The organism is Duganella aceris, assembly GCF_011090165.1.
Taxonomy (GTDB): Bacteria; Pseudomonadota; Gammaproteobacteria; order Burkholderiales; family Burkholderiaceae_D; genus Rugamonas; species Rugamonas aceris.
In genome coordinates this window covers 145981-171588 of sequence record NZ_JAADJT010000004.1, presented here as the reverse complement: position 1 = coordinate 171588, position 25608 = coordinate 145981, and the positions used below count along the sequence as shown (strand labels likewise).

At 64.6% G+C, this 25608-nt stretch carries 21 protein-coding genes; 8 read left to right on the top strand and 13 right to left on the bottom strand.

What is annotated here, in order from left to right; translation table 11 throughout:
* The first annotated feature begins 90 nt into the window (after positions 1 to 90).
* Positions 91 to 486, top strand: coding sequence for a hypothetical protein (locus GW587_RS10365; RefSeq protein ID WP_207393426.1), 396 nt, complete (start codon positions 91 to 93; stop codon positions 484 to 486).
* Positions 483 to 1592, top strand: a complete 1110-nt coding sequence (locus GW587_RS10360; protein ID WP_207393425.1) for an alpha/beta hydrolase — start codon at positions 483 to 485, stop codon at positions 1590 to 1592. The genes GW587_RS10365 and GW587_RS10360 overlap by 4 nt, the downstream gene beginning before the upstream one ends.
* Positions 1593 to 1601: 9 nt before the next feature.
* On the opposite strand, the gene glpD is transcribed toward GW587_RS10360, so the two are convergent.
* On the bottom strand, positions 1602 to 3143 hold the full coding sequence (glpD, locus tag GW587_RS10355) for a glycerol-3-phosphate dehydrogenase (protein WP_166102037.1): 1542 nt from the start codon (positions 3141 to 3143) through the stop codon (positions 1602 to 1604).
* A gap of 108 nt (positions 3144 to 3251) precedes the next feature.
* On the opposite strand from glpD, the gene GW587_RS10350 reads away from it, so the two are divergent.
* The gene (locus GW587_RS10350; protein WP_166102743.1) at positions 3252 to 5678 is read left to right on the top strand and encodes a penicillin-binding protein 1A; all 2427 of its coding nucleotides are present in this window, start codon (positions 3252 to 3254) and stop codon (positions 5676 to 5678) included.
* A gap of 1 nt (position 5679) precedes the next feature.
* Here GW587_RS10350 and GW587_RS10345 read toward each other — a convergent pair whose 3' ends face one another.
* The 4 genes from GW587_RS10345 to GW587_RS10330 all read right to left on the bottom strand — a co-directional run bounded on the left by GW587_RS10345 (position 5680) and on the right by GW587_RS10330 (position 10328).
* Complete coding sequence (locus GW587_RS10345; RefSeq protein WP_229259383.1) at positions 5680 to 6360, bottom strand: TetR/AcrR family transcriptional regulator; 681 nt, start codon at positions 6358 to 6360, stop codon at positions 5680 to 5682.
* Between the two features lie 44 nt (positions 6361 to 6404).
* Positions 6405 to 7181 (bottom strand): Mce/MlaD family protein, encoded by a 777-nt coding sequence (locus GW587_RS10340; RefSeq protein WP_166102035.1) that lies wholly within the window; start codon positions 7179 to 7181, stop codon positions 6405 to 6407.
* Positions 7182 to 7316: 135 nt separating this feature from the next.
* Positions 7317 to 9068 (bottom strand): methyl-accepting chemotaxis protein, encoded by a 1752-nt coding sequence (locus tag GW587_RS10335; RefSeq protein ID WP_166102032.1) that lies wholly within the window; start codon positions 9066 to 9068, stop codon positions 7317 to 7319.
* A gap of 126 nt (positions 9069 to 9194) precedes the next feature.
* The gene (locus GW587_RS10330) at positions 9195 to 10328 is read right to left on the bottom strand and encodes a GGDEF domain-containing protein (RefSeq protein ID WP_371875570.1); all 1134 of its coding nucleotides are present in this window, start codon (positions 10326 to 10328) and stop codon (positions 9195 to 9197) included.
* Positions 10329 to 10474: 146 nt separating this feature from the next.
* Between GW587_RS10330 and GW587_RS10325 the strand changes: the two genes are divergently transcribed.
* From GW587_RS10325 to serB, 3 genes are all read left to right on the top strand, one after another.
* Entirely contained in the window at positions 10475 to 11413 is a 939-nt protein-coding gene (locus GW587_RS10325) for a 5'-nucleotidase (protein WP_166102029.1), read from the top strand.
* 60 nt (positions 11414 to 11473) lie between these two features.
* A complete protein-coding gene (gene mfd / locus GW587_RS10320) occupies positions 11474 to 14926 on the top strand; it encodes a transcription-repair coupling factor (RefSeq protein WP_207393423.1) in 3453 nt (1150 codons plus the stop codon).
* A 67-nt stretch (positions 14927 to 14993) separates the two neighbouring features.
* Positions 14994 to 15836 carry a phosphoserine phosphatase SerB gene (serB, locus tag GW587_RS10315; protein WP_166102024.1) on the top strand — a complete coding sequence of 281 codons (843 nt, stop codon included), beginning with the start codon at positions 14994 to 14996 and terminating at the stop codon, positions 15834 to 15836.
* Here serB and GW587_RS10310 read toward each other — a convergent pair.
* Positions 15829 to 16851, bottom strand: a complete 1023-nt coding sequence (locus GW587_RS10310) for an NAD(P)/FAD-dependent oxidoreductase (RefSeq protein WP_166102021.1) — start codon at positions 16849 to 16851, stop codon at positions 15829 to 15831. The two genes, serB and GW587_RS10310, sit on opposite strands and share 8 nt — an antisense overlap.
* A 115-nt stretch (positions 16852 to 16966) precedes the next feature.
* Between GW587_RS10310 and GW587_RS10305 the strand changes: the two genes are divergently transcribed.
* Positions 16967 to 17920 (top strand): MerR family transcriptional regulator, encoded by a 954-nt coding sequence (locus tag GW587_RS10305; RefSeq protein ID WP_371875569.1) that lies wholly within the window; start codon positions 16967 to 16969, stop codon positions 17918 to 17920.
* Between the two features lie 69 nt (positions 17921 to 17989).
* Complete coding sequence (locus GW587_RS10300; RefSeq protein ID WP_166102019.1) at positions 17990 to 19528, top strand: cryptochrome/photolyase family protein; 1539 nt, start codon at positions 17990 to 17992, stop codon at positions 19526 to 19528.
* Positions 19529 to 19559: 31 nt separating this feature from the next.
* On the opposite strand, the gene GW587_RS10295 is transcribed toward GW587_RS10300, so the two are convergent.
* The 7 genes from GW587_RS10295 to GW587_RS10265 all read right to left on the bottom strand — a co-directional run bounded on the left by GW587_RS10295 (position 19560) and on the right by GW587_RS10265 (position 25586).
* Positions 19560 to 20378 (bottom strand): alpha/beta fold hydrolase, encoded by an 819-nt coding sequence (locus GW587_RS10295; protein ID WP_166102017.1) that lies wholly within the window; start codon positions 20376 to 20378, stop codon positions 19560 to 19562.
* A 183-nt stretch (positions 20379 to 20561) separates the two neighbouring features.
* Positions 20562 to 21104 (bottom strand): GNAT family N-acetyltransferase, encoded by a 543-nt coding sequence (locus tag GW587_RS10290; RefSeq protein ID WP_166102014.1) that lies wholly within the window; start codon positions 21102 to 21104, stop codon positions 20562 to 20564.
* Positions 21101 to 21538 (bottom strand): hypothetical protein, encoded by a 438-nt coding sequence (locus GW587_RS10285; protein WP_166102011.1) that lies wholly within the window; start codon positions 21536 to 21538, stop codon positions 21101 to 21103. The genes GW587_RS10290 and GW587_RS10285 overlap by 4 nt, the downstream gene beginning before the upstream one ends.
* Before the next feature lie 17 nt (positions 21539 to 21555).
* Positions 21556 to 22017 carry a nuclear transport factor 2 family protein gene (locus GW587_RS10280; RefSeq protein ID WP_166102008.1) on the bottom strand — a complete coding sequence of 154 codons (462 nt, stop codon included), beginning with the start codon at positions 22015 to 22017 and terminating at the stop codon, positions 21556 to 21558.
* Positions 22018 to 22097: 80 nt separating this feature from the next.
* Positions 22098 to 23420 (bottom strand): MFS transporter, encoded by a 1323-nt coding sequence (locus GW587_RS10275; protein ID WP_166102006.1) that lies wholly within the window; start codon positions 23418 to 23420, stop codon positions 22098 to 22100.
* 58 nt (positions 23421 to 23478) lie between these two features.
* Positions 23479 to 24396: a hydroxymethylglutaryl-CoA lyase gene (locus tag GW587_RS10270; RefSeq protein ID WP_166102003.1), complete on the bottom strand. Its 918-nt coding sequence runs from the start codon at positions 24394 to 24396 to the stop codon at positions 23479 to 23481.
* Positions 24393 to 25586: a CaiB/BaiF CoA transferase family protein gene (locus GW587_RS10265; RefSeq protein WP_166102001.1), complete on the bottom strand. Its 1194-nt coding sequence runs from the start codon at positions 25584 to 25586 to the stop codon at positions 24393 to 24395. Before GW587_RS10265 ends, GW587_RS10270 begins: the two co-directional genes overlap by 4 nt.
* Positions 25587 to 25608 lie beyond the last annotated feature (22 nt).

Sequence of the window (25608 nt, the reverse complement as noted above, 5' to 3'; positions counted from 1 at the left end):
TTCTGGCAGACCTACTGAAATTTTTACTGAATTCTACTGAATGGAACTGAATCCCACTGACGTGGTTTTACTCAGTAGGAGTCAGCGCTGATGGACCACCTGCGCGACAGCGGCGCCGCCACCGATCCGGCCGAAGCGGTCGATGCCGCCGTGCTGCACTGGCTGGCCGCGATGAAGCAGGGCAGCGGGGCCGGCACGCCGGCGCCGCCCATGCCGAAGCCGCCGCAGCCGCCCACACCAGCGCATCTCGCCACGCCCGCGTCGCTGCCGGCGCCACATCAACCTTTCGCTCCGCAACGCGACGGCGGCACGGTCATCTCCATATCGCCGATGCTGGAGCGCCAAGTCGTCCCCGGTCCCGGCTGGACGGAGCCCGAACGCCGAAAATTCCGCTACCGGATCGAAGACGTCGCCTTCGACGTGCGCCGCACGCGGCGCTTGGGTGAGACAATGACTTCCGACTTAGTTCACGGACCGCCCACATGAAAACAATCGCACCGCTTGCCGTCGCCGTCTGTTTGTCGATGGCGGCCGGCGCCGCGCCGGCCCAGTCGCCGCCGCCGAGCCCGGATCCGGCCATGAAGCTGGTGCTCGATGCGCTGGAGTCCCTGGGCGGCAAGCCGGTGGAGTCCTTGTCGCCCGACGAGGCGCGACGGCAGCCCACCACCGCCGACGCGGTCGGCAAGCTGCTGCGCGCCGCCGGCAAGGGCGATGCGCCGGCACCGAATGTCACGCTGACGCCGTTGCAGATCGATGGCCCGCTAGGCAAAATCCCTTTATACGTCTACACCCCCGCCGATGCGGGCAAGGATCCGCTGCCGGTGCTGCTGTACTTCCATGGCGGCGGCTTCGTCACCGGCGGCACGCTGGCCTACGAGGCGTCGATACGGGCACTGGCCTCGCGTTCGGGCGCCATCGTGGTCTCGGTCGAATACCATCTGGCGCCCGAGCACAAATATCCCGCCGCGCCCAACGATGCATACGCGGCCTACCTGTGGGTGCTGGCACATGCGGCCGAATTCAATGGCGATGCCGGCCGCGTGGCGGTGGGCGGCGAAGGCGCCGGCGGCACGCTGGCGGCCGTGGTGGCGCAGATGGCGCGCGACAAACGCGACAAGCCGCCGGTACACCAGCTGCTGATCTACCCCATCCTCAACGACGATATGGACACCCCTTCCTATAGCGCCAACGCGCTGGCGAAACCGTTCGGCAAGGCGGCGATGACCTGGTATCTCACCCATTACACGGCGGCGCCCACCGATGCCGACGACGCCTACGCGATGCCGACCAAGGCGAAGTCGCTGCGGCGCCTGCCCTCGGCCACCATCATCACCGCAGCCGTCGATCCGCTGGCCAGCGAGGGACGCGCCTACGCCTATCGTCTGCAGAAGGACAAGGTCGCGGTGAGTTTCAAGGAGTACGCAGGCATGAGCCACGACTTCTTCGGCATGGGCGCGGTGCTGCCGGCGGCGCGGGAGGCGCAGGAATTCGCCGCCGAGCGGCTGAAACGCGCGCTGCGTTCGCAAGCCACGCCCGCCACGCCAGCCACGCAACGGGCGGCGCCGAACCGGCCGAACGCCGCCGCCCGCTGACGCCGTCCGCTACCTGCCTGCAGTTTGCAAGGGATGCAGATCCAGCCATGCCTGCAGCTTGTCGCCGGTGTCCGGTGGCAGATGCAGGCCCAGTTTCGAGCGGCGCCACAGGATATCCTGCGCGCTGCGCGCCCATTCGTAGCGACGCAGATATTCCACCTCGGCCGCATACAGCTCCGGCGCGATCTCCTCGCCCATGTCGGCGATCGCGGTGCGGTCACACAGCAGCGTGTGGACGCGAGTGCCGTAGGCGCGCGCATAGCGCAACGCCAGCAGCGGCGGCAGCCAGCTGTAGCGGCCCTGCACCGTGCGCGCCCAGGCGTCGAACTCCAGCACCGACTTGTTGCGCGGCTCGGCGCCGTACAAATCGCCGCCGGGCAGGCAGGCGTTGTGGGTCCAGCCGCCATGACGGTTGTCGAGCGACTTGGCGATCAGGTCGACCGCCTCCTCCGCCAGCTTGCGATAGGTGGTGATCTTGCCGCCGAAGATGCTGAGCATCGGTGGGCCGTCGCTGTCGACCTCCAGCCGGTAATCGCGGGTGACGGCCTTGGCGTCGGCGCCATCCTCCACCAGCGGCCGCACGCCGGAATAGGTCCACACCACATCGGCCGGCACGATGGGCTTGACGAAGTATTCGCTGGCCAGCTGGCACAGATAGGCGATTTCGTCCTCTCCGATGGCGACCTGGTTGGCGTCGCCGTGATAATCGAGGTCGGTGGTGCCGATCAGCGTGAAGTCGCGCTCATACGGAATCGCGAACACGATACGGCCGTCGCGGTGCTGGAAAATATAGGCGTTGTCATGCTCGAAGATGCGCTTGACGATGATATGGCTGCCCTTGATCAGCCGCAGATGGCCACCGCCCTCCTTGGGCAGCGCCTTGTGCAGGAAGTCCGCCGTCCACGGGCCGGCGGCGTTGACCACGTAGCGCGCGTTGACGCGGATATTCCCGCAACTGGCTTTGTACAGGTCCGCCTCCCAGCCGCCCGGCGTGCGCGCCAGCGACGTGCACAGGGCCTGGGTCAGGATGGTGGCGCCCTTCTCGCCGGCGTCGATCGCGTTCAGCACCACCAGCCGCGCATCGTCGACCCAGCCGTCCGAATAGATAAAGCCGCGCCGGAACTCCGGCTTGAGCGGCTTGCCAGCCGCGTGGCAGCGCAGATTGATGCCGGACGACGCGGGCAGCAGCTCGCGCTTGGCCAGCAGATCGTACAGCATCAGCCCGGCGCGGATCAGCAGCGCCGGGCGCTGGCCCTGGGCGTGCGGCATCACGAAGCGCAACGGCCGCATGATGTGGGGCGCGGCGCGCAACAGCACTTCGCGCTCGATCAGCGCCTTGCGCACCAGGTTGAATTCGTAGTACTCCAGATAACGCAGCCCGCCGTGTATCAATTTGGTCGACGCCGACGAGGTATGCGACGCCAGATCGTCCTTTTCACACAACACCACCGACAAGCCACGACCCGCCGCATCGCGCGCTATCCCGGCGCCGTTGATGCCGCCGCCCACTATCAGGACATCGCAATCGAGTATGTGCTGCGGTTCCGCCATTTGATCCCTTTGGAGCTGTATACCTGTACGTTACGACAAGTGACGCGAAGTAACAATAGGCATGATCTATAATCGCCCATACTTTTGCAACCGAGAGATGCTGTTTTGATAACCTCCATCCATCCAAGCCTGGCCAAGTGGCTGACCCGCCGTAATCTGATCCGCGCCGCCATCGGCGCCGGCGTCGCCGTACTGGCGGCCGGCGGCCTGCTGCTGGGCTATCTGCTGCTGTACGTCGCGCCCAATCTGCCGGCGCTGGACACCATCACCGACTACCGGCCCAAGATCCCGCTGCGCATCTACACCGCCGACAACGCCCTGATCGGCGAATTCGGCGAGGAGCACCGCGACTTCATCGCCATCAAGGACATGCCGGAGATGATGAAGAAGTCGGTGCTGGCGATCGAGGACAAGCGCTTCTACGAACATAACGGCATCGACTGGGTGCGCGCAATGGGCGCGGCCCGCGCCAACCTTGGCGGCGCGATGCGCCAGGGCGGTTCGACCATCACCATGCAGGTGGCGCGCAATTTCTTCCTGACGCGCGAGAAGTTCTACGGCCGCAAAATGAACGAGGTGATGCTGGCGATGAAGATCGAGGCGGCGCTGAGCAAGGACCAGATCCTTGAACTGTACATGAACCAGATCTATCTCGGCCAGCGCTCGTACGGCTTCGGCAGCGCGGCGCAGGTCTACTTCGGCAAGCCGCTGAAGGATCTGAGCGTGGCCGAGATGGCGATGCTGGCCGGCCTGCCGCAGAATCCTGCGCGCCACAACCCGGCGGTCAATCCCAAGCGCGCCAAGCAACGCCAGCGCGTGGTGCTGAAGTCGATGCGCGACCTGAACTACATCACCGAAGACCAGTACCAGAAGGCGCTGCACGAGACGCTGCACATCAGCCACAAGGGCCAGGAGTTCGACACCCACGCCGAATATGTGGCCGAACTGGCGCGCCAGGCGGTGTACGCGCAGTTCAAGGAGGACTCGTACACCAAGGGCATCAGCGTCTACACCACGATCCTGAAGGCGGACCAGAACGCGGCCTATGAATCGGTGCGCCGCAATGTGCTGAACTACGACCAGCGCCACGGCTATCGCGGTCCTGAGGCGTTCATCGAGCTGCCGGCCGGCGAGGAGGAGCGCGACGACGCCATCGAGGAGGCGCTGCAGCGCCGTCCGAGCAGCGATCGCCTGATCCCGGCCGTGGTGCTGGAAGCCGGCGCCAAGGCGGTCAAGGTGCAGAACCCGGGCGGCGAAGAGATCACCATCAGCGGCGACGGCTTGCGGCTGGCCGCCAATGCGCTGTCGGACAAGGCAAAGGACAATCTGCGCCTGCGTCCCGGCGCGGTGATCCGCATCATGCAGGGCGATAAAGGCGGCTGGTCGATCTCGCAGGTGCCGCAGGTGGCGGCGGCGTTCGTGTCGATCGATTCGCTGACCGGCGGCTATCACGCGATGGTCGGCGGCTTCGATTACAACCTGCAGAAGTTCAACCATGTGACGCAGGCCTGGCGCCAGCCCGGTTCGTCGATCAAGCCGTTCGTGTATTCGGCCTCGCTGGAGAAAGGCTTCTCGCCGCTGACGCTGATCAACGACGTGCCGCTCGACCTGACCGGCGCCGAAACCGGCAACGAGGCCTGGAGCCCGAAAAACGACGACGGCAAGTTCGATGGCCCGATCACCATGCGCACCGCGCTGTCCGAGTCGAAGAACGTGGTCTCGGTGCGCATCCTGCGCTCGATCGGCGTGGCTTACGCGCACAACTTCCTCGGCAAGTTCGGCTTCGACCTGGCCAAGCATCCGAAGAACCTGACCATGGCGCTGGGCACCGGCTCGGTGACGCCGGCGCAGATGGCGGCCGCGTACTCGGTGTTCGCCAACGGCGGCTACACCGTCGAGCCTTACCTGATCGCCAAGATCGTCGACGGCGACGGCAAGATCATCTCCGAAGCCAAGCCGCGCACCACGCTGCCGGACGACGCCCGCGTGCTCGATCCGCGCAACGCCTACGTCACCGACAGCCTGCTGCGCCAGGTGACGCGCACCGGCACCGGCGCCACGGCAGCGCGCCTGGGCCGCTCGGACATCGCCGGCAAGACCGGCACCTCCAGCGACGCGGTCGACGGCTGGTTCGCCGGCTATGGCGGCGGTCTGGTGGCGGTGTCGTGGATGGGTTACGACGATTCGAAATCGTTGGGCGGCAAGGAGTTCGGCTCCAGCGTGGCGCTGCCGATCTGGATCGATTACATGAAGGTGGCGTTGCCGGGCCGGCCGCCGCGCGATACGCCGGTGCCGGTCGGCCTGACCCAGGTCGATGGCGAGTGGCTGTACGACGAATTCACCGGCGACGCGGCGCGGCATACGCTGGATATCGACCAGACGCCGCCGGGCGCCGAGAACGTGGCGCCGGGTTCGGCGGGCGCCGACGGTGCCGCACCCGTGCCGGTGCCAGCGCCGGCGACACCCGGCGCGGAGAACATCGTGCCGGTGCCGACCGGCGGCCAGCGGCCGTCGCCTCCGCCGCCGTCGCGCTAAGTCAGGGCGCCAGGTAGCCGCGCATCATGCGCACGGTGCTGTCGGCGAAGCGGTCGGGATCGACCGCCGCCGCGCGGTACTTCCAGCGTTTGACGTACCAGTCCTGGAACATCGCCATGATGTGCGCCGCCATCAGGTCCGGGCTGCCGGTCGGCCGGACCGGCAGCTGGGCGATGACGTCGGCGAAGAGCGACTGCACGTACAGTTCCGATTCCTTGGCGGTGTTGCGTTGCGCAGCTTGCAGCACGCGCGAATCCATGAAGACGAAGTAGAACCACGGCTGCAGGATCTCGGAGATGTAGATCGAGGCGCGGATCAGCGCCTCCAGCTTGTCGAGCGGATCGGACACGGCGTCGAACAGGCGCGGCGTCTCGTGGGTGGCGTGGCGCACCACGTCCTCGATCATTTCCGCCAGCTGGTCCTTGTTGCTGATGTAGCCGTACAAACCGCCCATCGACAGGCCGGTTTCGCCGCACAAGTCGCGCAGGTTCATGGCGCGGAAGCCGACTTCGTTGGCCAGCTTGAAGGTGGCGTTGAAGATTTTTTCCAGATTCTCCAGCGCCGGCTTGCGGCGCTTGACCGTGATGCGCTCGGCATTGCGGTCCAAAAGATAGGTCCAGATATTGACGCCGTCGAGCGGGGTCATCTCCTGAAATTGCTGGAAGTTGAATTGCGCGAGCAAGGTTGTCCCTGTGGTTTATTTTTGTTTTGATTATAGCCCAGGGGCTAGGGCCCGTAACGGGCGATGAAATAAACGCCGGCGATCAGCAACGACGCGGAGCCGTACAGCTTCCAGACATGGCCCATCAACGCCTTGTGCAAATCCAGCTGCTGTTTCGCCAGCGCGGCGTTGAAGTATTCTCTCTGCTCCACCAGCGCGGCCGTAAAGTACGCCCGCTGCTCCGCCAGCGAAGCGTTGACCTGTTCTTTATGCTCCGACAAGGCGGCGTTAAAATGTTCTCTTTGCTCCGACAGCGCCGCCGTAACGTGCGCCATTTGCTCCGACAGCGCAGTCGTGAAATGCTCTTTTTGCTCCGACAACGCAGCCGTAAAATGCTCTCTTTGCTCCGACAGCGCAGCCGTAAAGTGTTCTCTTTGCTCCCATAGCGCGGTAGTAAAATATTCTTTCTGCATCGACAGCCCGAGCGTAAAGTGCTCTCTGTGTTCCGACAGCGCGGCGGTAAAGTGTTCTTTATGCGCGCTCAACGCGGCGATAAAATACTCTTTTTGCACCGCCAATCCCCCTTTGAATTCGTCTCTTTGCTGCGCATGCTCGCCGCGAAATTCGGCTCGCAGGTTGGCGAACTCCAGGCTATGTTCATGCAGTATCGCGATGATGCGTTGCACATCATCCTTGGTGGCAAAGCTGCTGCGAATGATCGCCAATTCAACCTCCACTGCCGCTATGCGTTTCTCCGTCGCGGCGAAACGGATCTCCACCCTCCCATGATAAGCACTGCGATCGTCATTTTCAATGCGTGTATTGTCTTCGTTGGCAGCCATGATCGCCCTCCGGTTGAAGGACCAACTTAGCACCGCGTTCCGCCGCCACGATTGAGCTACATCAGACAAAAAAAAGCAGCCACGAGGACTGCTTACTGTGTTGCTGCGCCAGATAGTGGCTTACTTTATTGTTGGTTAAAACTCTTCCCAGTCGTCCGCTGCGGCGCTGACCTTCTGCCTGGCCGAAGCCGCCGCTTTCAACGACGGACGCGGCGCGGCGGCGACCCGGACCGCAGGTGCAGCGGCCACGGCCGGCGCCGCCCGCGTCTTCCGCGCCGCCATCGCCGCACGCGGCGCGCTCGCCTGCTCCATGCGGAACACGCTCACCACCTGCGCCAACCCCGCCGCCTGCTCCTGCAGCGACGCCGCAGCGGCCGCCGCCTGCTCCACCAGCGCCGCATTCTGCTGCGTCACCGTATCCATCTGCCCCACCGCCATGTTGATCTGGTCGATGCCGGTGCTCTGCTCCTGCGTCGCCATGCTGATCTCGCCCATGATATCGGTCACGCGCTGCACGCTGGTGACGATCTCGTCCATCGTGGAGCCGGCCTCCGCCACCAGCTTGCTGCCGGCACCGACCTTCTCCACCGAATCGCCGATCAACTCCTTGATCTCCTTGGCCGCCGCCGCCGAACGCTGCGCCAGCGTCCGCACCTCGCCCGCCACCACCGCGAAGCCGCGTCCCTGCTCGCCGGCGCGCGCCGCCTCCACCGCCGCGTTCAGCGCCAGGATATTGGTCTGGAACGCGATCCCGTCGATGACCGAAATGATATCCACGATCTTGGACGACGACGCGTTGATCGAATCCATGGTCTCGACCACGCGCGCCACCACATCGCCGCCGCGCACCGCCACGCCGGACGCCGACGCCGCCAGCGTATTGGCCTGGCGCGCGTTATCCGCATTCTGCCGCACCGTCGACGTCAATTCCTCCATCGACGACGCGGTCTCCTCCAGCGAACTGGCCTGCTCCTCGGTGCGCGACGACAGGTCCAGGTTGCCGCTGGCGATCTGCGCCGACGCGGTCGCGATGGTGTCGGTGCCGCTGCGTACCTGGCCGACGATGCTGATCAAGCTGGTGTTCATCTCCTTCAGCGCCCGCAGCAGCTGGCCGGTTTCCTCGGTGGTCTCGACCTCGATGCGGCTGGTCAGATCGCCCGACGCGACGGTCTGCGCCACCCGCACCGCTTCGTTGATCGGCTCGGTGACGGCCTTGGTGATGTAGGCCGCGCAGCCGATGGCGATCAAGGCCGCGACCAGCGCCGCGATGACCATCTCCCATTCCGCCTTGCTGACCGCCGCCGTGCCCTCGCTGACGCTGGCGGCGGAAATCGCTTCATTGAGGCGCTCGATTTTCATCAGCGTCGCCTCGGCCTTCTGAAACAGCGGCCGCGACTGGTTGTACTGCGCATAGAATTCGACGAACAAATCCTTCTGCTTCTGCTCATCCTTGTTGCCCGCCAGCGAAGCGATGATGCCGCCGACCTTGTCGTCGACCGCCTTCCACGCCGCCCACTCGGTGTTGAACTGCTTCCACAGCAGCGACTCCTCGGCCGTCTGCGGCAGCGGCTCGTAGCGTTTCCAGCCGCGATCGATATTGCCCCAGGCCTTCTTGCGCATTTCCTGCGCCTCGGCGAACTTGTCCTGCGCCTGATAGTCGGTGGCATAGGTGCCGGCGAACAGCGTGCCGGCGGCGACGGCGGTCTGGCCCTCGCTCATCACCATCAAGCCCTGGATCGACGGCAGGCGCACCACGCCGATCTCGTTGACCGAATCGCCAACCTTGGCGATGCCCTTGTAGCCGGCCGCGCCGACCACCAGCAGCGCCACCATCATGATGCCGACCAGCGTCGCGAGTTTCCACTTGATGAGTAAATTCCTGAACATCCTGGGTCCCTGAAGTGGATTGGTTAGATTTGGTGATATTGTTCCTCACCACCAATATGCGGCCCCATCAAGGATGTCGTCAATCAGATTGTTGAACTGTGTGGCGCGGCGCGCACAGTATCGGCGTCAAGCGCCGACCACGCGGTTGCGGCCGGCGCGTTTGGCCTCGTACATGGCGGCGTCGCCGGCCGAGATCAGGCGGATCAGGTCGTACCCGTGCTCATCCGAGCAGACCACGCCCATGCTGGCCGTGTAGCGCACCGACAGCTTGTCCAGCTCGACCATCTCGCGCTCGATGCGGGCGCGCAGCCGCTCGGCCACGTTGATCGCCGCCGCCAGGTTGACATCGTCGAGCACCAGCACGAATTCCTCGCCGCCGAAGCGCGCCATCAGGTCGTGCGGCCGCAGCTCCATCTTCAGCAGCCGGGCCAGATGGCGCAGCACTTCGTCGCCGACCGGATGGCCGTGGCTGTCGTTGATGACCTTGAAGTAGTCGACGTCGATCATGATCACCGCCAGGCTGCGGCCGCCGCGCAGCGCGCGCAGCCCGACCCGCTTGCCCTGGATCTCCAGTCCGGCGCGGTTCAGCGCGCCGGTCAGCGCGTCCAGCGTCGACAGCCGCCGCAGCCGTTCGGAATAACGCCAGCTCACCATCATGATCAGGCCGAAGGCGATGCAGATCTGCGCCAGCGGAATCGCCAGCGTGGACAAGCCCATCACCAGCGAGCTGGCGCTGTCGGCCGGATCCGGATGCAGCAACATGTGCATGCCGCGCAGCAGCAGCCCCACGCCCAGCACGCTGAAACCGGCGACGCTGATGCCGGTGACGCGCAGCCGGCCGTGGCGCGCGATGGTGGCCGCGCACATCCAGTTGAGGATCGCAAAATAGAAGCCGCTAAAGCACAGCCGCGCGCGCAGGCTCGGCGTGACCAGCGTGTAATAGGCCGGCACCAGCAGCGCGATGGCGGTGATGACGGCGACCGTCCGCCAGGACAAGGTGCTGGAAAAATGCACGCGCAAGCCGCGCAGCACCAGCGCGATGCCGAAACCGATCACGCCGTAGCCGAGGATGTTGTCGACCACGACGGGCAGGCTGGGCATATTGGTCAGCGCCAGCCCGGCGCAGATCACCACATTGCCCCAGGCCCACCAGCGCTGCTCGGGCGGACTTTCGGTATAGCAGGCGGAAGCGGCCAGCAAGGCGGTCGTCAGCAACGTGACGCAAACTTGGACCAATATAAGAGTATCGAGATTGAGCACGCCGGAATCCATGATCAGGAAACGCCAATGTAGCGCAGCGGGTTGGATGATGCAAGAAAGAAACATAAAAAATCCGCAATAAAGCGGGCCGCGCAAACGGCGCGTATCGGTTAGAGTGATGGCTATCGCACTCTTACGCAAAGCACATGGCTTATCCAATTGAGCACAAGCTGGTGATCGGCATCGCCTCCAGCGCCCTGTTTGACCTGACCGAGTCGCACCGGGTCTATCTCGACAGCGGCGCCGAGGAATACCGCAAATACCAGGAACAGCATATCGACGCCATCCTGGACAAGGGCGTGGCCTTCCCCTTCATCCGCCGCTTCCTCAGCATCAACAAGCACTTCGCCAAGTCGCAGCCGGTGGAGGTGGTGCTGTTGTCGCGCAACTCGCCGGAAACCGGGCTGCGGGTGATGAACTCGATCGCCCATTACGGGCTGGACATCTCGCGCGCCTGCTTCGTCACCGGCAAATCGCCGTACACCTATCTGCCCGCGTTCAACACCTCGCTGTTCCTGAGCGCCAACGAGGAGGACGTGCGCAACGCGCTGGCGGCCAATTATCCGGCCGGCCTGGTGCTGCCCTCGCGCACCGAGGACGACGACGACACCGAATTGCGGGTCGCCTTCGACTTCGACGGCGTGATCGCGGACGACGAATCGGAAACCGTCTTCAAGCGCAACAACGACGTCGACGAATTCCATGCCCACGAGCGCGAGCGGGTCGCCATCCCGCATCAACCGGGGCCGCTGGCCGACCTGTTCCAGAAGCTGTCGCTGATGCAGCGGCTGGAGGAGCGGGCGCAGCGGCGCGATCCCGCGTATCAAAAGATCCTGCGCATCGCCATCATCACCGCCCGCAGCGCGCCGTCGCACGAACGGGTGGTGACCACGCTGAAAAGCTGGGGCGTCTCCGCCAACGAGACGTTTTTCCTGGGTGGCATGGAGAAAGCGCGGGTGCTGGGCATCTTCAAGCCGCACATCTTCTTCGACGATCAGCTCAGCCACCTCAAGTCGGCCGGCGGCAACATCCCGATGGTGCACGTCCCGTTCGGCATCGCCAACCGGCCTGTGGGTCAAGTCTGACATTCGTCTATAATGTCGGGCAGCGGCGTTGCCACTCGGGCGGTGCCTTGATAACCGTGAATGTGTGTTGTGTCTTCAGCCTTAATTAAATCCATTCCCAAACCTGGTACCCGCTACGCCCTGCCTACGCTGCACGGCTCGTCGGACGCCTACGCATTGGCGCTGACCGCGCTCGAACTCAAATCCCAGGGCCGCATGCTGGCCGTGATCGTGGCCAACGCCAGCGACGCCCAGCGCCTGCGCGACGAAATTCCATGGTTCGGCGGCCCGGAGCTGCGCTGCCACCTGCTGCCGGACTGGGAAACCCTGCCTTACGACGCCTTCTCGCCGCACCAGGACCTGGTGTCCGAGCGCCTCGCCACGCTGCACGAAATCTCCAGCGGCCAGTGCGACGTGATGCTGGTCCCGGCCACCACCGCGCTGGTGCGCATGGCGCCGCCGTCGTTCCTGGCCGCCTACACCTTCTTCTTCAAGAAGAACGAATCGCTGGACGAGGCGCGCCTCAAGTCGCAACTGACGCTGGCCGGCTACACCCACGTCACGCAGGTGATGTCGCCCGGCGAATACTCGGTGCGCGGCGGCTTGATCGACCTGTTCCCGATGGGATCGGCCCTGCCGTACCGGCTCGACCTGTTCGGCGACACCATCGAAACCATCCGCACCTTCGACGCCGACACCCAGCGCTCGCTGTACCCGGTCAACGAGGTAAGGCTGCTGCCAGGCCGCGAATTCCCGATGGACGAAACCGCGCGCACCACCTTCCGCAGCCGCTGGCGCGAGCAGTTCGAAGGCGATCCTTCGCGCTCGGTGGTGTACAAGGACATCAGCAGCGGCATCGCCTCGGCCGGCATCGAATACTACCTGCCGCTGTTCTTCGAAGAGACGGCGACGCTGTTCGACTATCTGCCGCAAGGCGCTGTGCTGTCGCTGGTCGGCGATATCGACGCCGCCATCAAGCGCTTCTGGACCGACACCGGCTCGCGCTACCGCTTCCTCAAGGCCGACCGCGAGCGCCCGATCCTGCCGCCGGAATCGCTGTTCCTGTCGGACGAACAGTTCTTCACGCTGGCCAAGCCCTACGGCCGGCTGACCATCTCCAAGGACGCCGACAGCGGCGCCTCCGAGCTGTCGGCGCCGGTGCCGAACATCGCCGTCAACCGCCACAGCGAAGACCCGCTGACCAACCTGCGCGCCTACCTGCTGCAGGCCGGCCGCCGCGTGATGATCTGCGCCGAATCCAACGGCCGCCGCGAAACGCTGCAGCAGTACTTCAACGAATACGACCTCGATCTGACGCCGGTCGAGGGCTTCGACGGCTTCGTCGGCTCCGACGCCAAGTTGATGCTGGGCGTGGCGCCGCTGCACGCCGGCTTCGAGCTCTCCGACGGCAAACAGAATCTGATCTTCATCACCGAAACCGAGCTATATGCCGGTTCCGGCCGCCGCGTCGGCAAGAAGAAGCAGGAAGCCGTCACCCAGGTCGAATCGATGGTGCGCGACCTGTCGGAGCTGAAGATCGGCGATCCGGTGGTGCACATCAACCACGGCATCGGGCGCTACATGGGCCTGACCAGCATGGACCTGGGCGAAGGCGACACCGAATTCCTGCACCTGGAGTACGCCAAGGAGACCAAGCTGTACGTGCCGGTCTCGCAGTTGCACGTGATCTCGCGCTACTCCGGCGCCTCGCCGGACGACGCGCCGCTGCACACGCTGGGCTCCGGCCAGTGGGAAAAGGCCAAGAAGCGCGCCGCCGAGCAAATCCGCGACACCGCCGCCGAGCTGCTCAACCTGTACGCCCGCCGCGCGCTGCGCCAGGGCCACTCGTTCGAATATTCGGCGCACGACTACGAACGCTTCGCCGACAGCTTCGGCTTCGACGAAACCCCGGACCAGCAGGAAGCGATCAACAACGTCATCAAGGACATGACGTCCGGGAAGCCGATGGACCGGCTGGTGTGCGGCGACGTCGGCTTCGGCAAGACCGAGGTGGCGCTGCGCGCCGCCTTCATCGCCGTCATGGGCGGCAAGCAGGTCGCGATCCTGGCGCCGACCACGCTGCTGGCCGAACAGCATGCGCAAACCTTCGCCGACCGCTTCGCCGACTGGCCGGTGCGCATCGCCGAGATGTCGCGCTTCCGTACCGGCAAGGAGATCGCGCAGGCGATCAAGGGCATGGCCGACGGCACGCTGGACATCATCATCGGCACCCACAAGCTGCTGTCGGACGACGTCAAGTTCACCCGACTGGGCCTGGTCATCATCGACGAGGAACACCGTTTCGGCGTGCGGCAGAAGGAAACCCTGAAATCGCTGCGCGCCGAAGTCGACGTGCTGACGCTGACCGCCACGCCGATCCCGCGCACGCTGGGCATGGCGCTGGAAGGCCTGCGCGACTTCTCGGTGATCGCGACCGCGCCGCAAAAGCGGCTGGCGATCAAGACCTTTGTGCGCGGCGAGAACGAATCCATCATCCGCGAAGCCTGCCTGCGCGAATTGAAGCGCGGCGGCCAGGTCTACTTCCTGCACAACGAGGTCGAGACCATCCAGAACCGCATGGCGATGCTGACCGAGCTGCTGCCGGAGGCCCGCATCGCCGTCGCCCACGGCCAGATGCACGAGCGCGACCTGGAAAAGGTCATGCGCGATTTCGTCGCGCAGCGCTTCAACATCCTGCTGTGCACCACGATTATCGAAACCGGCATCGACGTGCCGACCGCGAACACCATCATCATGCACCGCGCCGACAAGTTCGGCCTGGCGCAGCTGCACCAGCTGCGCGGCCGGGTCGGCCGTTCGCACCACCAGGCGTATGCCTACCTGCTGGTGCACGACGTTCAGTCGCTGACCAAGCAGGCGCAGCGCCGCCTGGACGCGATCCAGCAGATGGAAGAACTGGGCAGCGGCTTCTATCTTGCGATGCACGATCTGGAGATCCGCGGCGCCGGCGAAGTCCTCGGCGACAACCAGTCCGGCGAGATGACCGAAATCGGCTTCCAGCTGTACTCGGACATGCTGAACGAGGCGGTGCGCTCGCTGAAGGCCGGCAAGGAGCCGGACCTGGCGGCGCCGCTGGCCACCACCACCGAGATCAACCTGCACGTGCCGGCGCTGCTGCCGGCCGATTTCTGCGGCGATGTACACGAACGCCTGTCGATCTACAAGCGCATGGCCAACTGCAACGTCCTGGACAAGATCGACGACATGCAGGAAGAGATGATCGACCGCTTCGGCAAGCTGCCGGACCCGGTCAAGGCGCTGATCGAGACGCACCGTTTGCGCATTTCCGCCAAGACGGTCGGCATCATCAAGATCGACGCGCACGGCGAAGCGGCGACGCTGCAGTTCATGGCCAAGCCCCCGATCGACCCGATGCGCATCATCGAACTGATACAGAAGAACCGCCAGATCAAGCTCAATGGCCAGGACAAACTGAAGATCACCGCCAACATGCCGGACCTGACCGCGCGCGTCACGCAGATCAAGGCCGCCATCAAACAGTTGACCGCATGAGCATACCAACGTACCTTGGGCGCTTAGCCCAAACAACGCTAATTCTATGAAAACCGCAAAAAACGCAATGAACCTGGTATTACAGGGCCTGGACGACTGTCAGGCCCGATTGGAGCGCATCGCCGCGCTGACCGCGCCGAAAGCCACCAAGTGGATCGGCGAACGCGCGCTGCGCTGCGAAGGCATCACCTTCTCGCCGGCGCTGCGCCAGACCATCGAAGTGGCCGCCCAGGCGGCCCAGCTGGACGCCACCTATTCCATCGGCATGCACAAGATGAGCGAATTCAAGCTGGTCGCGATGGACATGGATTCGACGCTGATCACCATCGAGTGCATCGACGAAATCGCCGACATGCAGGGCTTGAAGAAACAGGTCTCCGAGATCACCGAAGCGGCGATGCGCGGCGAACTCGATTTCGCCGAGAGTCTGAAACGCCGCGTCGCGCTGCTGGAGGGACTGGACGCGTCGGCGCTGGAGCGCGTGTATGAAGAGCGCCTGCGCCTGTCGCCCGGCGCCGAAACGATGCTGGCGGCGGTCAAGAAGGCCGGCCTGAAAACGCTGCTGGTCTCGGGCGGCTTCACCTACTTCACCTCGCGCCTGAAAGAGCGTCTGGGGCTGGACTACACCCACGCCAACGAACTGGAGATCGTCGACGGCAAGTTGACCGGCAAGGTGGTCGGCAACATCGTCGACGCCGATGAGAAGATGCGCACGGTGGAACGCGTGTGCGACGAATTGGGCATCATGCCGTCGCAGGCGATCGTCATGGGCGACGGCGCCAACGACTTGAAGATGATGAGCATCTCGGGCATGTCGGTGGCGTTCCGCGCCAAGCCGGTGGTGCGCGAGCAGGCCAACGTCTCGCTCAATTTCGTCGGCCTGGACGGCATCCTGCCGCTGCTCACCTAGCGCTCGAACAAGGCTCCCCGAAGCAGAGCGGCACCGATGCCGTCACGCTCGATGCCAGCGCGCGGCCGCTCAGCCACGCATCCTCCGCGCGACCGCCCAGAAGCCAGTCGCCGCACAATCCCACGCGCACGGCGGGAATCCACACCGCGCGCCGGCTGGATTCGGCGGCGGCCTTGGCATACAGCCACCGATGCACGCTCACCGCACCCGGCGCCGGGCCGCCGAGCGCCCGGAACGCCGCCACCATCGACGCCGCCACCTCGCTGTCCGGCGTGTCGATATGCGCCGCGCTCCATTCGGGGCTGGCCTGCGCCACCCACACCTCGCCGCCCTCGCGGCCAGGCTTGGAACTGTCGCGCGCCAGCCAGCGCAACGGGCCTTCATTGACGAACGCCGCGTCGTAGCCCGGCGCATGGCGCTGCGCCAGGCGCAGCGTAACGCTCCAACATGGCTGCATCACAGCCTCAGAAGCCAGTTGCGCCGTCAGCGGCAGCAGCGGCTCCAGCAGCTCCGCAGCCTGCTGCGGCGGCACGGCGAACAGCACCGCATCATAGTGCTCCGGGTGCAGGCCATGTTCGTCCGACCGCAGGCGCCAGCCGGCGTCGTCGTGACGCATGTGGCGTATGGTGACGCGGTTCCTGATCACCAGGCCTGTGGCCAGCCAGGACGCGGGCGCGTTCATGCGCGGCACGCCGACAAAGCGCGCGGTGCTGCGCTGCTCAAGCGCCGGCGCATTGCCTCCGATCACGGCCAGTCGCGGCTCCCACAAGCCCGCCACGCCAGCCGCCTCCCAGCGCGCCACCTCCTCGCTGAAGGCCGGATCGCGCGCCGTGAAATACTGCGCGCCATGATCGCACTGCCAACCCTGCCCGCGCCGCGTTCCCATGCGGCCACCCGGCTGCGCGCCACTATCGAACACCGTCACCATATATCCGGTCTCCTGCAACTGCCTCGCGCACGACAGCCCCGCGAGCCCGGCGCCTATCACCGCGATGTGCGGCCGATTCGTCGTCATGATGCTAATCCTTGTCCCTATAATGACGGAAGTATAAGGACAAAGCCGCCTCGCACGGGCGGATTCCCTGCTATTATCGGTTCAATTTCGGTTCAAATAGTGTAGGAGCTCCCCCGTGGACGGATCAAACTCAAAACCTGCCGGCTATCGCAGCGGCGTCGCCGCGCGCATGGCCGGCTTGCCGGTGGAGACGCTGCGCGTCTGGGAGCGCCGCTACGGCGTATCGGACGCGGGCCGCTCGCCGCACGGCCAGCGCCTGTATTCCGCAGACCAGGTGCGGCGCCTGAACCTGATCAAGCGCGTGGTCGACCTTGGCCATGCGATAGGCACCGTCGCGCAGCTGTCGGAGACACAGCTGCGCGACCTGGCCGGGACGGCCCAACCGGTTCAGGAAGCCATGCCGCGCCAACTGCGGATCGCGGTGGCCGGCGCGGCACTGGCCCGGCGCCTGGCGGCCATCACCACCATGCCGGAACTCGACATCGTCGCCCACTGCCCGCAACTGCACGGCGCCGCCACCGCGCTGATGGGCGCAGAAGCGGAGGTTCTCCTGATCGAAGAAACCGAGATGACTTCCGACGCCCTGCCCCTGATACTGGCGGCGCAACGCGCGACTCAGATAGCGGCAGTGGTGGTCATGTACCGCTTCTGCGACAGCGCCACGGTGCGCAGGCTGCGCGAGCACGGCTACCTGGTGGCCCGCGTGCCCGCCGACGCCGCCGAAATCGCCATGCTATGCGGCACCGCGCTGGCGGGCGCAGGCAGACCGCTGCCATTGCCGCCGCCCGCGCCCCGTCGCAGGCTGGACGATCAGGCGCTGGCCGCGCTGGCGGCGGCATCGACCACGATCAACTGCGAATGCCCGCGCCATCTATCCGACATCCTCATCATGCTGGGAAGCTTCGAGCGCTACAGCCTGCAGTGCGCGTCGCGCAACGCGAGCGACGCAGCACTGCATCAAGAGCTGAACCGCTCGGCCGGAATGGCGCGCGCGATCATGGAACAGGCGCTGGAACGCCTGGCGCTGGCCGAAGGCTTGCCGCTGCCGACCACACTGGCCGAGCAATGAACCGCTTTTGAAGCGCTATTGCCCGACAAATCGCAGCAACACCGGTTCAACGCGACATAAAATGGCGGCATGAGCAATCTACCCACACTTCGCTTGATCCTCGGCGATCAGCTCAACTGCCAACACAGCTGGTTCGCCGAACTCCGCGACGACGTCATCTACACGATGATGGAGGTACGGCAGGAAACCGACTACGTGCTGCATCACGCGCAAAAGATCATCGCCATCTTCGCCGGCATGCGCGATCTGGCGCGCCGTCTGCGAGAAGACGGCCATCGCGTGCACTACCTCAGCATCGACGACGCCGACAACACCCAATCGCTGCCCGACAACCTGACCATGCTGCTGGCCCGCCACAACGCCGGCGCCTTCGAATGGCAGGCCCCGGACGAATGGCGGCTCGATCAGCAACTGGCCGCCTATGCCGCGACGCTGACCATCCCCGGCAGCATGGCCGACACCGAACACTTCTACACCGCCCGCGACGAAGCCGCGCAACTGTTCGCCGATCGCCCGACCTGGCTGATGGAATACTTCTACCGCCGCATGCGCACCCGCCACGACATCCTGATGCAAGGCATCGGCAAACCCGCCGGCGGCCAATGGAACTTCGACCACGACAACCGCGAAGCATGGAGCGGCATCCCATGGGAGCCGGCCGACGTGCGCGTCTCTCACGACCACAGCGCGCTATGGCAAACGATCCAGGACGCCGGCATCGCCAGCTTCGGCGAGCCGCAAGCAGCGCGCTTCGGCTGGCCGCTCAACCGCGACGAAGCGCTGCAACAGCTGGAACGCTTCGTGCGCAGCGGACTGCCGCACTTCGGCCGCTTCCAGGACGCCATGAGCAGCAAGGCCTGGCGGCTGTTCCACTCGCTGCTATCGTTCGCGATGAACAGCAAGATGCTCGATCCGCAAACGGTGGTGAACCGCGTCGAACAAGCATGGCGCGACGGCGACGTCCCGCTGGCGTCGGCCGAAGGCTACATCCGGCAGATCCTGGGCTGGCGCGAATACGTGCGCGGGGTGTACTGGCACCGCATGCCCGGCTACGAGAAGAACAACACCTTCGGCCACACGCTGCCGGTGCCATGGTGGTTCTGGAACGGCGAGACCCGCATGCGCTGCATGGCGCGCGCGATCGGCGACTCCCTGGAGCACGCCCACGCGCACCACATCAACCGCCTGATGGTGATCGGGAATTTCGCGCTGCTGGCCGGGCTGGAGCCGGAGCAGGTGCACCAATGGTATCTGGGTATCTACATCGACGCCTTCGAATGGGTCGAGCTGCCGAATACGCTGGGCATGAGCCAATACGCCGATGGCGGCCTGCTGGCCACCAAGCCCTACGTATCAAGCGCCGCCTACATCGACCGCATGAGCGACTATTGCAAGGGCTGCCATTACGACAAAAAATCCCGCACCGGCGAGCGCGCCTGCCCGTTCAACGCGTTGTACTGGGACTTCTTCGACCGCAACCGCGAGCAGCTGGCCGGCAACCACCGCCTCGGCATGGTCTACCAACAGCTGCGCAAGATGCAACCCGAAGCCATCGACGCGCTACGCGCCCGCGCACAACACCTGCGCGATAATCTCGAAACGATGTAATTGCCTGGTTCTGGATCGGGCTGGCGTCCCGTCAGGATTGGATAAACGCGAGCAGGTCGGGGTTGAGGACGTCCGCGTGAGTGGTCAGCATGCCATGCGGAAAGTCAGGGTATGCCTTCAGCTTACCGTTCGCGAGCAGGTCGACCGCGCGCGGCACCGCACTGCCGAACGGGACGATCTGATCGTCCTCGCCATGCATAATCAGGACCGGCACAGTGATCTTCTTCAGATCTTCGGTGTAGTCCTCGAGCCAGGAGGAGACGGTCTCGTAATGAGCGAGGGCGCCGCCCACCATGCCTTGACGCCACCAGTTCGCGATCACCGCCTCAGACGGCTTGGCACCGGCACGGTTGAATCCGTAGAACGGCCCCTCAGGGACGGCCCGGTAAAACTCCGACCGGTTGCCAAGAATGCCTGACTTAACCGCGTCGAACCACTCCTGCGGCTGACCGGCAGGGTTCGCGTCGGTTTTCACCATGTTCGGCGTCAACGAGGCCACCAGCACTGCCTTGGCGACCCGTTCCTGATAGCGAGCGACGTAGCGGGCCACCTCGCCGCCGCCGGTGGAGTGCCCAATGTGGATCGCGTCGCGGACGCCCAGCTGTTCGGTCAATGCAGCGAGGTCGGCGACCCAGTGGTCCATGTCGTTGCCGGTGCCGACTTGCTCGGACCGACCGTGTCCACGCCGGTCATGGGCGATCACCCGGTAGCCGTGGTGAAGGAAAAACATCATCTGAGCGTCCCAGTCGTCGGCCGACAGGGGCCAGCCATGGCTGAAGACGATCGGCTGACCGGTCCCCCAGTCCTTATAAAAGATTTTTACGCCGTCCGGAGTGGTGATTGTAGGCATCGCAGGTACCTCCAATAAGAGATTGATTGAAGTGTTGGTGCTCCTGGCGCTTGAGCACTCGGAATGGAGGTTTTAGAATACACCTGCGGGTGGATTCCGTTTTTAATTTGTGGGTGTTTTTTGACCGTTAGCGATCCAATGTGCCGTAGCCCATCGAGCCGCTCTTGGCTATCGGAAATGAATTCATCGGCAGCGTGCGTACATGAGTGATGACCGGGGTTCGTCATCCAGATTGGGGAGCATCATGTGTCGCTTAAGCTCGCCTTCGCGGACGAAGCCGGCTTTTTCCAGAGTGCGCGCGGATGCTTGGTTTTCCGTATCGCACGTCGCCTGTATCCTGAAGTATTCGGGAAGCGCCAGCGCCGTGTCGCAGAACGCGGTGATTGCCTCGGACATCAGCCCGGTCTTCCAGTCCTTGCGCTGCAACACGTATCCGATATCGATGGTGTGCGGCTGGAGGCGCGCTTCCAGCATGCCGATGGGGAGATCTTCGTTTTCATGGCGGGCCAGGATGTAGGCGCGACTGCGGTCTTCGGCCCATCCTTTCATGCAGTAGGCGACGAAGGCTTCCGTCTCAGCGAGCTGCGACTGCGGGCGCCATGTCATGTAGCGTGCCACCTCAGGATCTTGCGTGTACGCGTTGAACAGGCCTGCGGCATCCGAATGGCGCGGCTCGCGCAATATCAGTCGTTGTGTACGCAACGTATCCGGAAGAGATGTGCTCATTTCACTGCGGCCTTTTCACACGCATCGACGCTGAAGCTCAAGGCGGTCGCATAGCTATTTTTCGAATATCGCGTTATCAAAAGGCTTTGGGCAGTGTTGTAGCTGCCGCCATTCAACGCCTTATCTATAAAACACACCTCCAGATCTTCGATGCCGTCGCCATTGGCGTCGCGTCGGTTTACGATGATCATTTCGTAAAACCAGTCGCCTGGAGTATCGAATACAAGATCGTCATCCGTCGCTTTGCTCGGCGTCATGCCGAAGTCCGAGAACGTGCGTTGCGCTGACGTCCTGCGCGGACCGAAGGAACTGCGGATGCTGGCCAGGTCGAATTGCTCCGTCAGCAACCGCCCCAGATCCTGCTTGGGGAAATAGCTTACGACGGGGGCCGAATGCGCTGCACTCGCCAGCACCAGCGAGACCAGGCCGCACAAGAAAAGACGGCTCCTCATCAGCCGGGATTCTTCGGCGGGCGAATACCGGTGTACTGCGCCGATGCCAGCTTCCACTGGCCGCCCTCTTTGACCGCGAGATAGCCAGCGCGGAACGAGAAGCTGCGCTTTTCGCCGTTGACCGTCGCGGAGCCGGTCAGATTCACGATCACCGAGGCGGCGTTGCCGAAGACCCGTACCACCGGCTCCGATGCGATGAAGCGCTGCGGGTCGCCCTTCTTCCTGGACGGCTCGTAGAAGCCGAGCACTTTTTCACGCGGATCGACCTCGCCGGCCGGCGAGACTTCGATGAAGTCGCGCGTCACCACCGCGTCGATCTTCTGCGGTTCGAAGCCGATCTGGGCGTCGGAGTAGCTCTGCACCAGTTGCAGCAACGCTTGCTGCGGGCTTTCTTCGGCCTGGACGGCGGCGGAAGCGACCGCCACCACCATTATCAACAACAATTTACGAACATCGATCATGGGACTCTCCTGGCGACGACCGCTCCAATTGGCGGTCAGCCACACGATGCTGCCAGAAGATTATTTTTTAGGCAAGCCCTTTAGTCTTTTTGCCGAAGCTGTTGCGGCAAGCCGAACATCACGATCAATGCGCACAGCAGCGTGGCGCCGCCGATCACGTACAGCGCCGGCGTGGTGCTGCCGGTCAGGTCGCGCACCCGCCCCACCATCACCGGGCTCACGATGCCGCCCAACTGGCCCAGGGTGTTGATCAGCGCTATACCGCCCGCTGCGCCGGCGCCTGTCACCAGCTTCGGCGGCAGCGCCCAGAAGGCCGGAATCGCCGCCACCACGCCGGCGCCCAATATACCCAGCGACACGATCAGCAAACCGGTCTGCTTGTCGAAGATGCCGGCGCTGAAGAAGCCCAGCGACGCCAACACCAACAAGGCCACGACATACTTGCGCCGCTCACCGCTGGCGTCCGACAAGCGCCCCACCACCACCATGCTGACCGCGCCGCATATATACGGCACCGCCGTCAGCAGGCCGATGATGGTCGAACTCTGCGTGCCGGCGCTGCGGATCAGGTGCGGCGCCCAGAAGTTCAGGCCATACGACGCCACCTGGATCAGGAAGTACACCAGCCCCAGGGTCAGGAACCCCGGCGTCTTGATCGCGCCGAGCAGTGAATGACCGCCGCTCTTCGGCGCGCCTTCCGCGATGCGGCTGCGCAGCAGCGTCTTCTCCTCCGACGACAACCAGCCCGCATCCTCGACGCGGTCCTTCAACTGGCTCAGCACCACCAGTCCCAGCGCCACGCACGGCAGCCCGCCCAGCACGAACAGCCAGTGCCAGCCGCGTATGCACATCACGCCGTCCATCTGGCCGAGGATCAGTCCCGACATCGGCGCGCCGATCAAGCCGGCGAACGCGGACGCCAGGAACAGCATCGACGTGACCCGGCCGCGGAAGGTGGCGGGGAACCACAACGTCAGGTAATACAGCACGCCCGGCGCGAAGCCGGCCTCCATCGCGCCGATCAGGAAGCGCAGGCCGTAGAACTGCCACTCGCTAGAGACGAACACCATCATCGTCGTCGCCAGCCCCCACGAGATCATGATGCGGGCGATCCAGCGCCGCGCGCCGACCTTGTACAGGAACATATTGCTGGGCACTTCGAACAGCACGTAGCCGACCACGAACAGGCTTGCACCCAGGCCGTAGGCGGTGTCGCTCAGCCCAAGGTCGCCCTGTAGCTGGAATTTGGCGAAGCTGATGTTGATGCGGTCGAAGAAGGCGAACAGGTAGCAGATCATAATCAGCGGCATGATGCGCCACGCGACCTTGCGCACCAGCGCCGCTTCGTCGACCAGGATGTGTGTGGCGGCGCGATCGGCCGCCAGCGTATTCTGTGCTTGCATAATAGTCTCCATACCCGGCGCTGCGTGGCGCCGGTTTTATTAGATTGAGGATGGCGGGTCAGGCCGGTATTGGATGCAGGTCGCAGTTGCGGCCCGCCTTGGCCACCTGCCCCGCCGTCTCGTGCCCCAGCAATTGCGGCAGGCCGCGCGACAGTTCGATCAGCAGCGGCAGATCGATGCCGGTTTCGATGCCCATCTCGTCGCACATGTTCACCAGATCCTCGGTGCAGATGTTACCCGAGGCGCCGGGCGCGAAAGGGCAGCCACCGAGGCCGCCCAGCGCGGCGTCGAAGCGGCGCGCGCCGACGTCGTAGGCGGCCAGCACGTTGGCCAGGCCCAGGCCGCGCGTGTTGTGGAAGTGCAGCGTCAACGCCTGCGGTGAGACGCGCTCCAGCACCTTGCCGACCAGCCGCGCCACCTGGCGCGGGTTGGCCATGCCGGTGGTGTCGGCCAGTGTGATGCCGGTGATGCCCAGCGCCAGATAGCGCTCGACCAGCGACAGCACGCGGTCTTCGTCGATGCTGCCCTGGAACGGGCAGCCGAAGGCCGTGGCCACCGTGCCGTTCAGCGATACGTCGCTGCGGTCCGCCGCCAGCGCCACGATGCTGTCGAAGGCGGCCAGCGAATCCTCGACCGTCATGCCCATGTTGGCGCGGTTGTGCGCGTGGCTGGCCGACAGCACCAGATTCAGTTCGTCGGCTTGCGCATCGAGCGCGCGCTGCGCCCCTTTCAGGTTGGGGATCAGCGCGACATAAATCACGCCCGGCGCGCGCCGGATACGCGAAAACACCTCGGCGCCGTCGCGCAGCGCCGGTATTGCCTTCGGCGAAACGAAGGAACCTGCCTCGATACGCGTGAAGCCCGCGCCGGAAAGGCCGTCGATCAGCTTCACCTTGTCGTCGGTCGGCACCCACACCGGTTCGATTTGAAGCCCGTCGCGCGGCGACACTTCCTGGACGATCAAACGGCCGCTCATTGCACCACTCCTTGCTGTTGCAGCTGCGCGATGTGCGCCGCCGTCATGCCTAGTTCCGCCAGCACCGACGCGGTATGCTGCCCCAGCGCCGGACCTTGCCAATGAATCTCGCCCGGCGTCTCCGACAGTTTCGGCACGATGCCCGGCATCTTGACCTGCACGCCGCCCGGCAATTCAGCCTGTAGCACCATATCCCGCGCCAGGTAATGCGGATCGGTGACGATGTCGGCGGCCGAATAGATACGCCCCGCCGGCACGCCCGCTTCCTCCAGCCGCGCCAGCGCTTCGGCGATCGGCAACGACGAAGTCCAGCCGGCGATGGCCGCATCGAGCAGCGCGACGCGCGCCACGCGGCCGTCGTTGTGCGCGAACTGCGGATCGTCGGCCAAATCGGCGCGGCCGATGGCCTGCATCAGCCGCTTGAAGATCGGATTGCTGTTGCCGGCGATGACGATGTAGGCGCCGTCACGGGTCGGATAGGTATTCGACGGAGCGATGCCCGGCAAGGCGCCGCCGCTGCGTTCGCGCACGTGGCCGAGCAGGTCGTACTCCGGCACCAGGCTCTCCATCAGATTGAAGACGCTTTCGACCAGCGACACATCCACCACCTGCCCTGCGCCCTGCCCGCTCTTGACGCGCAACAGCGACATCAACGCCCCCATCACCGCATGCAGCGACGCCAGCGAGTCGCCCAAACTGATGCCGGCGCGGGCCGGCGCGCGATCCGGTTCGCCGGTGGTGTAGCGGATCCCGCCCATCGCCTCGCCGATGGCGCCGAAGCCAGGGCGCTCCTTGTATGGGCCGGTCTGGCCATAGCCGGAAATGCGCACCATGGTCAGCTTGGGATTCAGTTCGTGCAGCACGTCCCAGCCCAGGCCGAGTTTTTCCATCGCGCCCGGCTTCAGGTTCTCGATCAGCACGTCGGCGTTGCAGGCCAGTTGGCGGATGATGTCGATGCCCTCCGCCGACTTCAGATTGACAGCGATCGATTTCTTGTTGCGCGACTGTAGATACCACCACAGCGAGGTACCCTCGTGCAGCTTGCGCCATTTGCGTATCGGGTCGCCGTCGCCCGGCGCCTCGATCTTGATCACTTCGGCGCCGAATTCGGCCATCAGCCGCGCGGCGAATGGCGCGGCGATCAGGGTGCCGATTTCAATGACGCGTATTCCTTTGAGCGGTCCACTCATGACTGTCTCCTGTCGTTAATCT

Bases quoted from the DNA above. Each gene is read 5' to 3' on its own strand.
- GW587_RS10365 (WP_207393426.1), top strand. From the start codon at position 91: ATGGACCACCTGCGCGACAGCGGCGCCGCCACCGATCCGGCCGAAGCG.
- GW587_RS10360 (WP_207393425.1), top strand. From the start codon at position 483: ATGAAAACAATCGCACCGCTTGCCGTCGCCGTCTGTTTGTCGATGGCG.
- glpD (WP_166102037.1), bottom strand. From the start codon at position 3,143: ATGGCGGAACCGCAGCACATACTCGATTGCGATGTCCTGATAGTGGGC.
- GW587_RS10340 (WP_166102035.1), bottom strand. From the start codon at position 7,181: ATGGCTGCCAACGAAGACAATACACGCATTGAAAATGACGATCGCAGT.
- GW587_RS10335 (WP_166102032.1), bottom strand. From the start codon at position 9,068: ATGTTCAGGAATTTACTCATCAAGTGGAAACTCGCGACGCTGGTCGGC.
- GW587_RS10325 (WP_166102029.1), top strand. From the start codon at position 10,475: ATGGCTTATCCAATTGAGCACAAGCTGGTGATCGGCATCGCCTCCAGC.
- mfd (WP_207393423.1), top strand. From the start codon at position 11,474: ATGTGTGTTGTGTCTTCAGCCTTAATTAAATCCATTCCCAAACCTGGT.
- serB (WP_166102024.1), top strand. From the start codon at position 14,994: ATGAACCTGGTATTACAGGGCCTGGACGACTGTCAGGCCCGATTGGAG.
- GW587_RS10310 (WP_166102021.1), bottom strand. From the start codon at position 16,851: ATGACGACGAATCGGCCGCACATCGCGGTGATAGGCGCCGGGCTCGCG.
- GW587_RS10300 (WP_166102019.1), top strand. From the start codon at position 17,990: ATGAGCAATCTACCCACACTTCGCTTGATCCTCGGCGATCAGCTCAAC.
- GW587_RS10295 (WP_166102017.1), bottom strand. From the start codon at position 20,378: ATGCCTACAATCACCACTCCGGACGGCGTAAAAATCTTTTATAAGGAC.
- GW587_RS10290 (WP_166102014.1), bottom strand. From the start codon at position 21,104: ATGAGCACATCTCTTCCGGATACGTTGCGTACACAACGACTGATATTG.
- GW587_RS10280 (WP_166102008.1), bottom strand. From the start codon at position 22,017: ATGATCGATGTTCGTAAATTGTTGTTGATAATGGTGGTGGCGGTCGCT.
- GW587_RS10275 (WP_166102006.1), bottom strand. From the start codon at position 23,420: ATGCAAGCACAGAATACGCTGGCGGCCGATCGCGCCGCCACACACATC.
- GW587_RS10270 (WP_166102003.1), bottom strand. From the start codon at position 24,396: ATGAGCGGCCGTTTGATCGTCCAGGAAGTGTCGCCGCGCGACGGGCTT.
- GW587_RS10265 (WP_166102001.1), bottom strand. From the start codon at position 25,586: ATGAGTGGACCGCTCAAAGGAATACGCGTCATTGAAATCGGCACCCTG.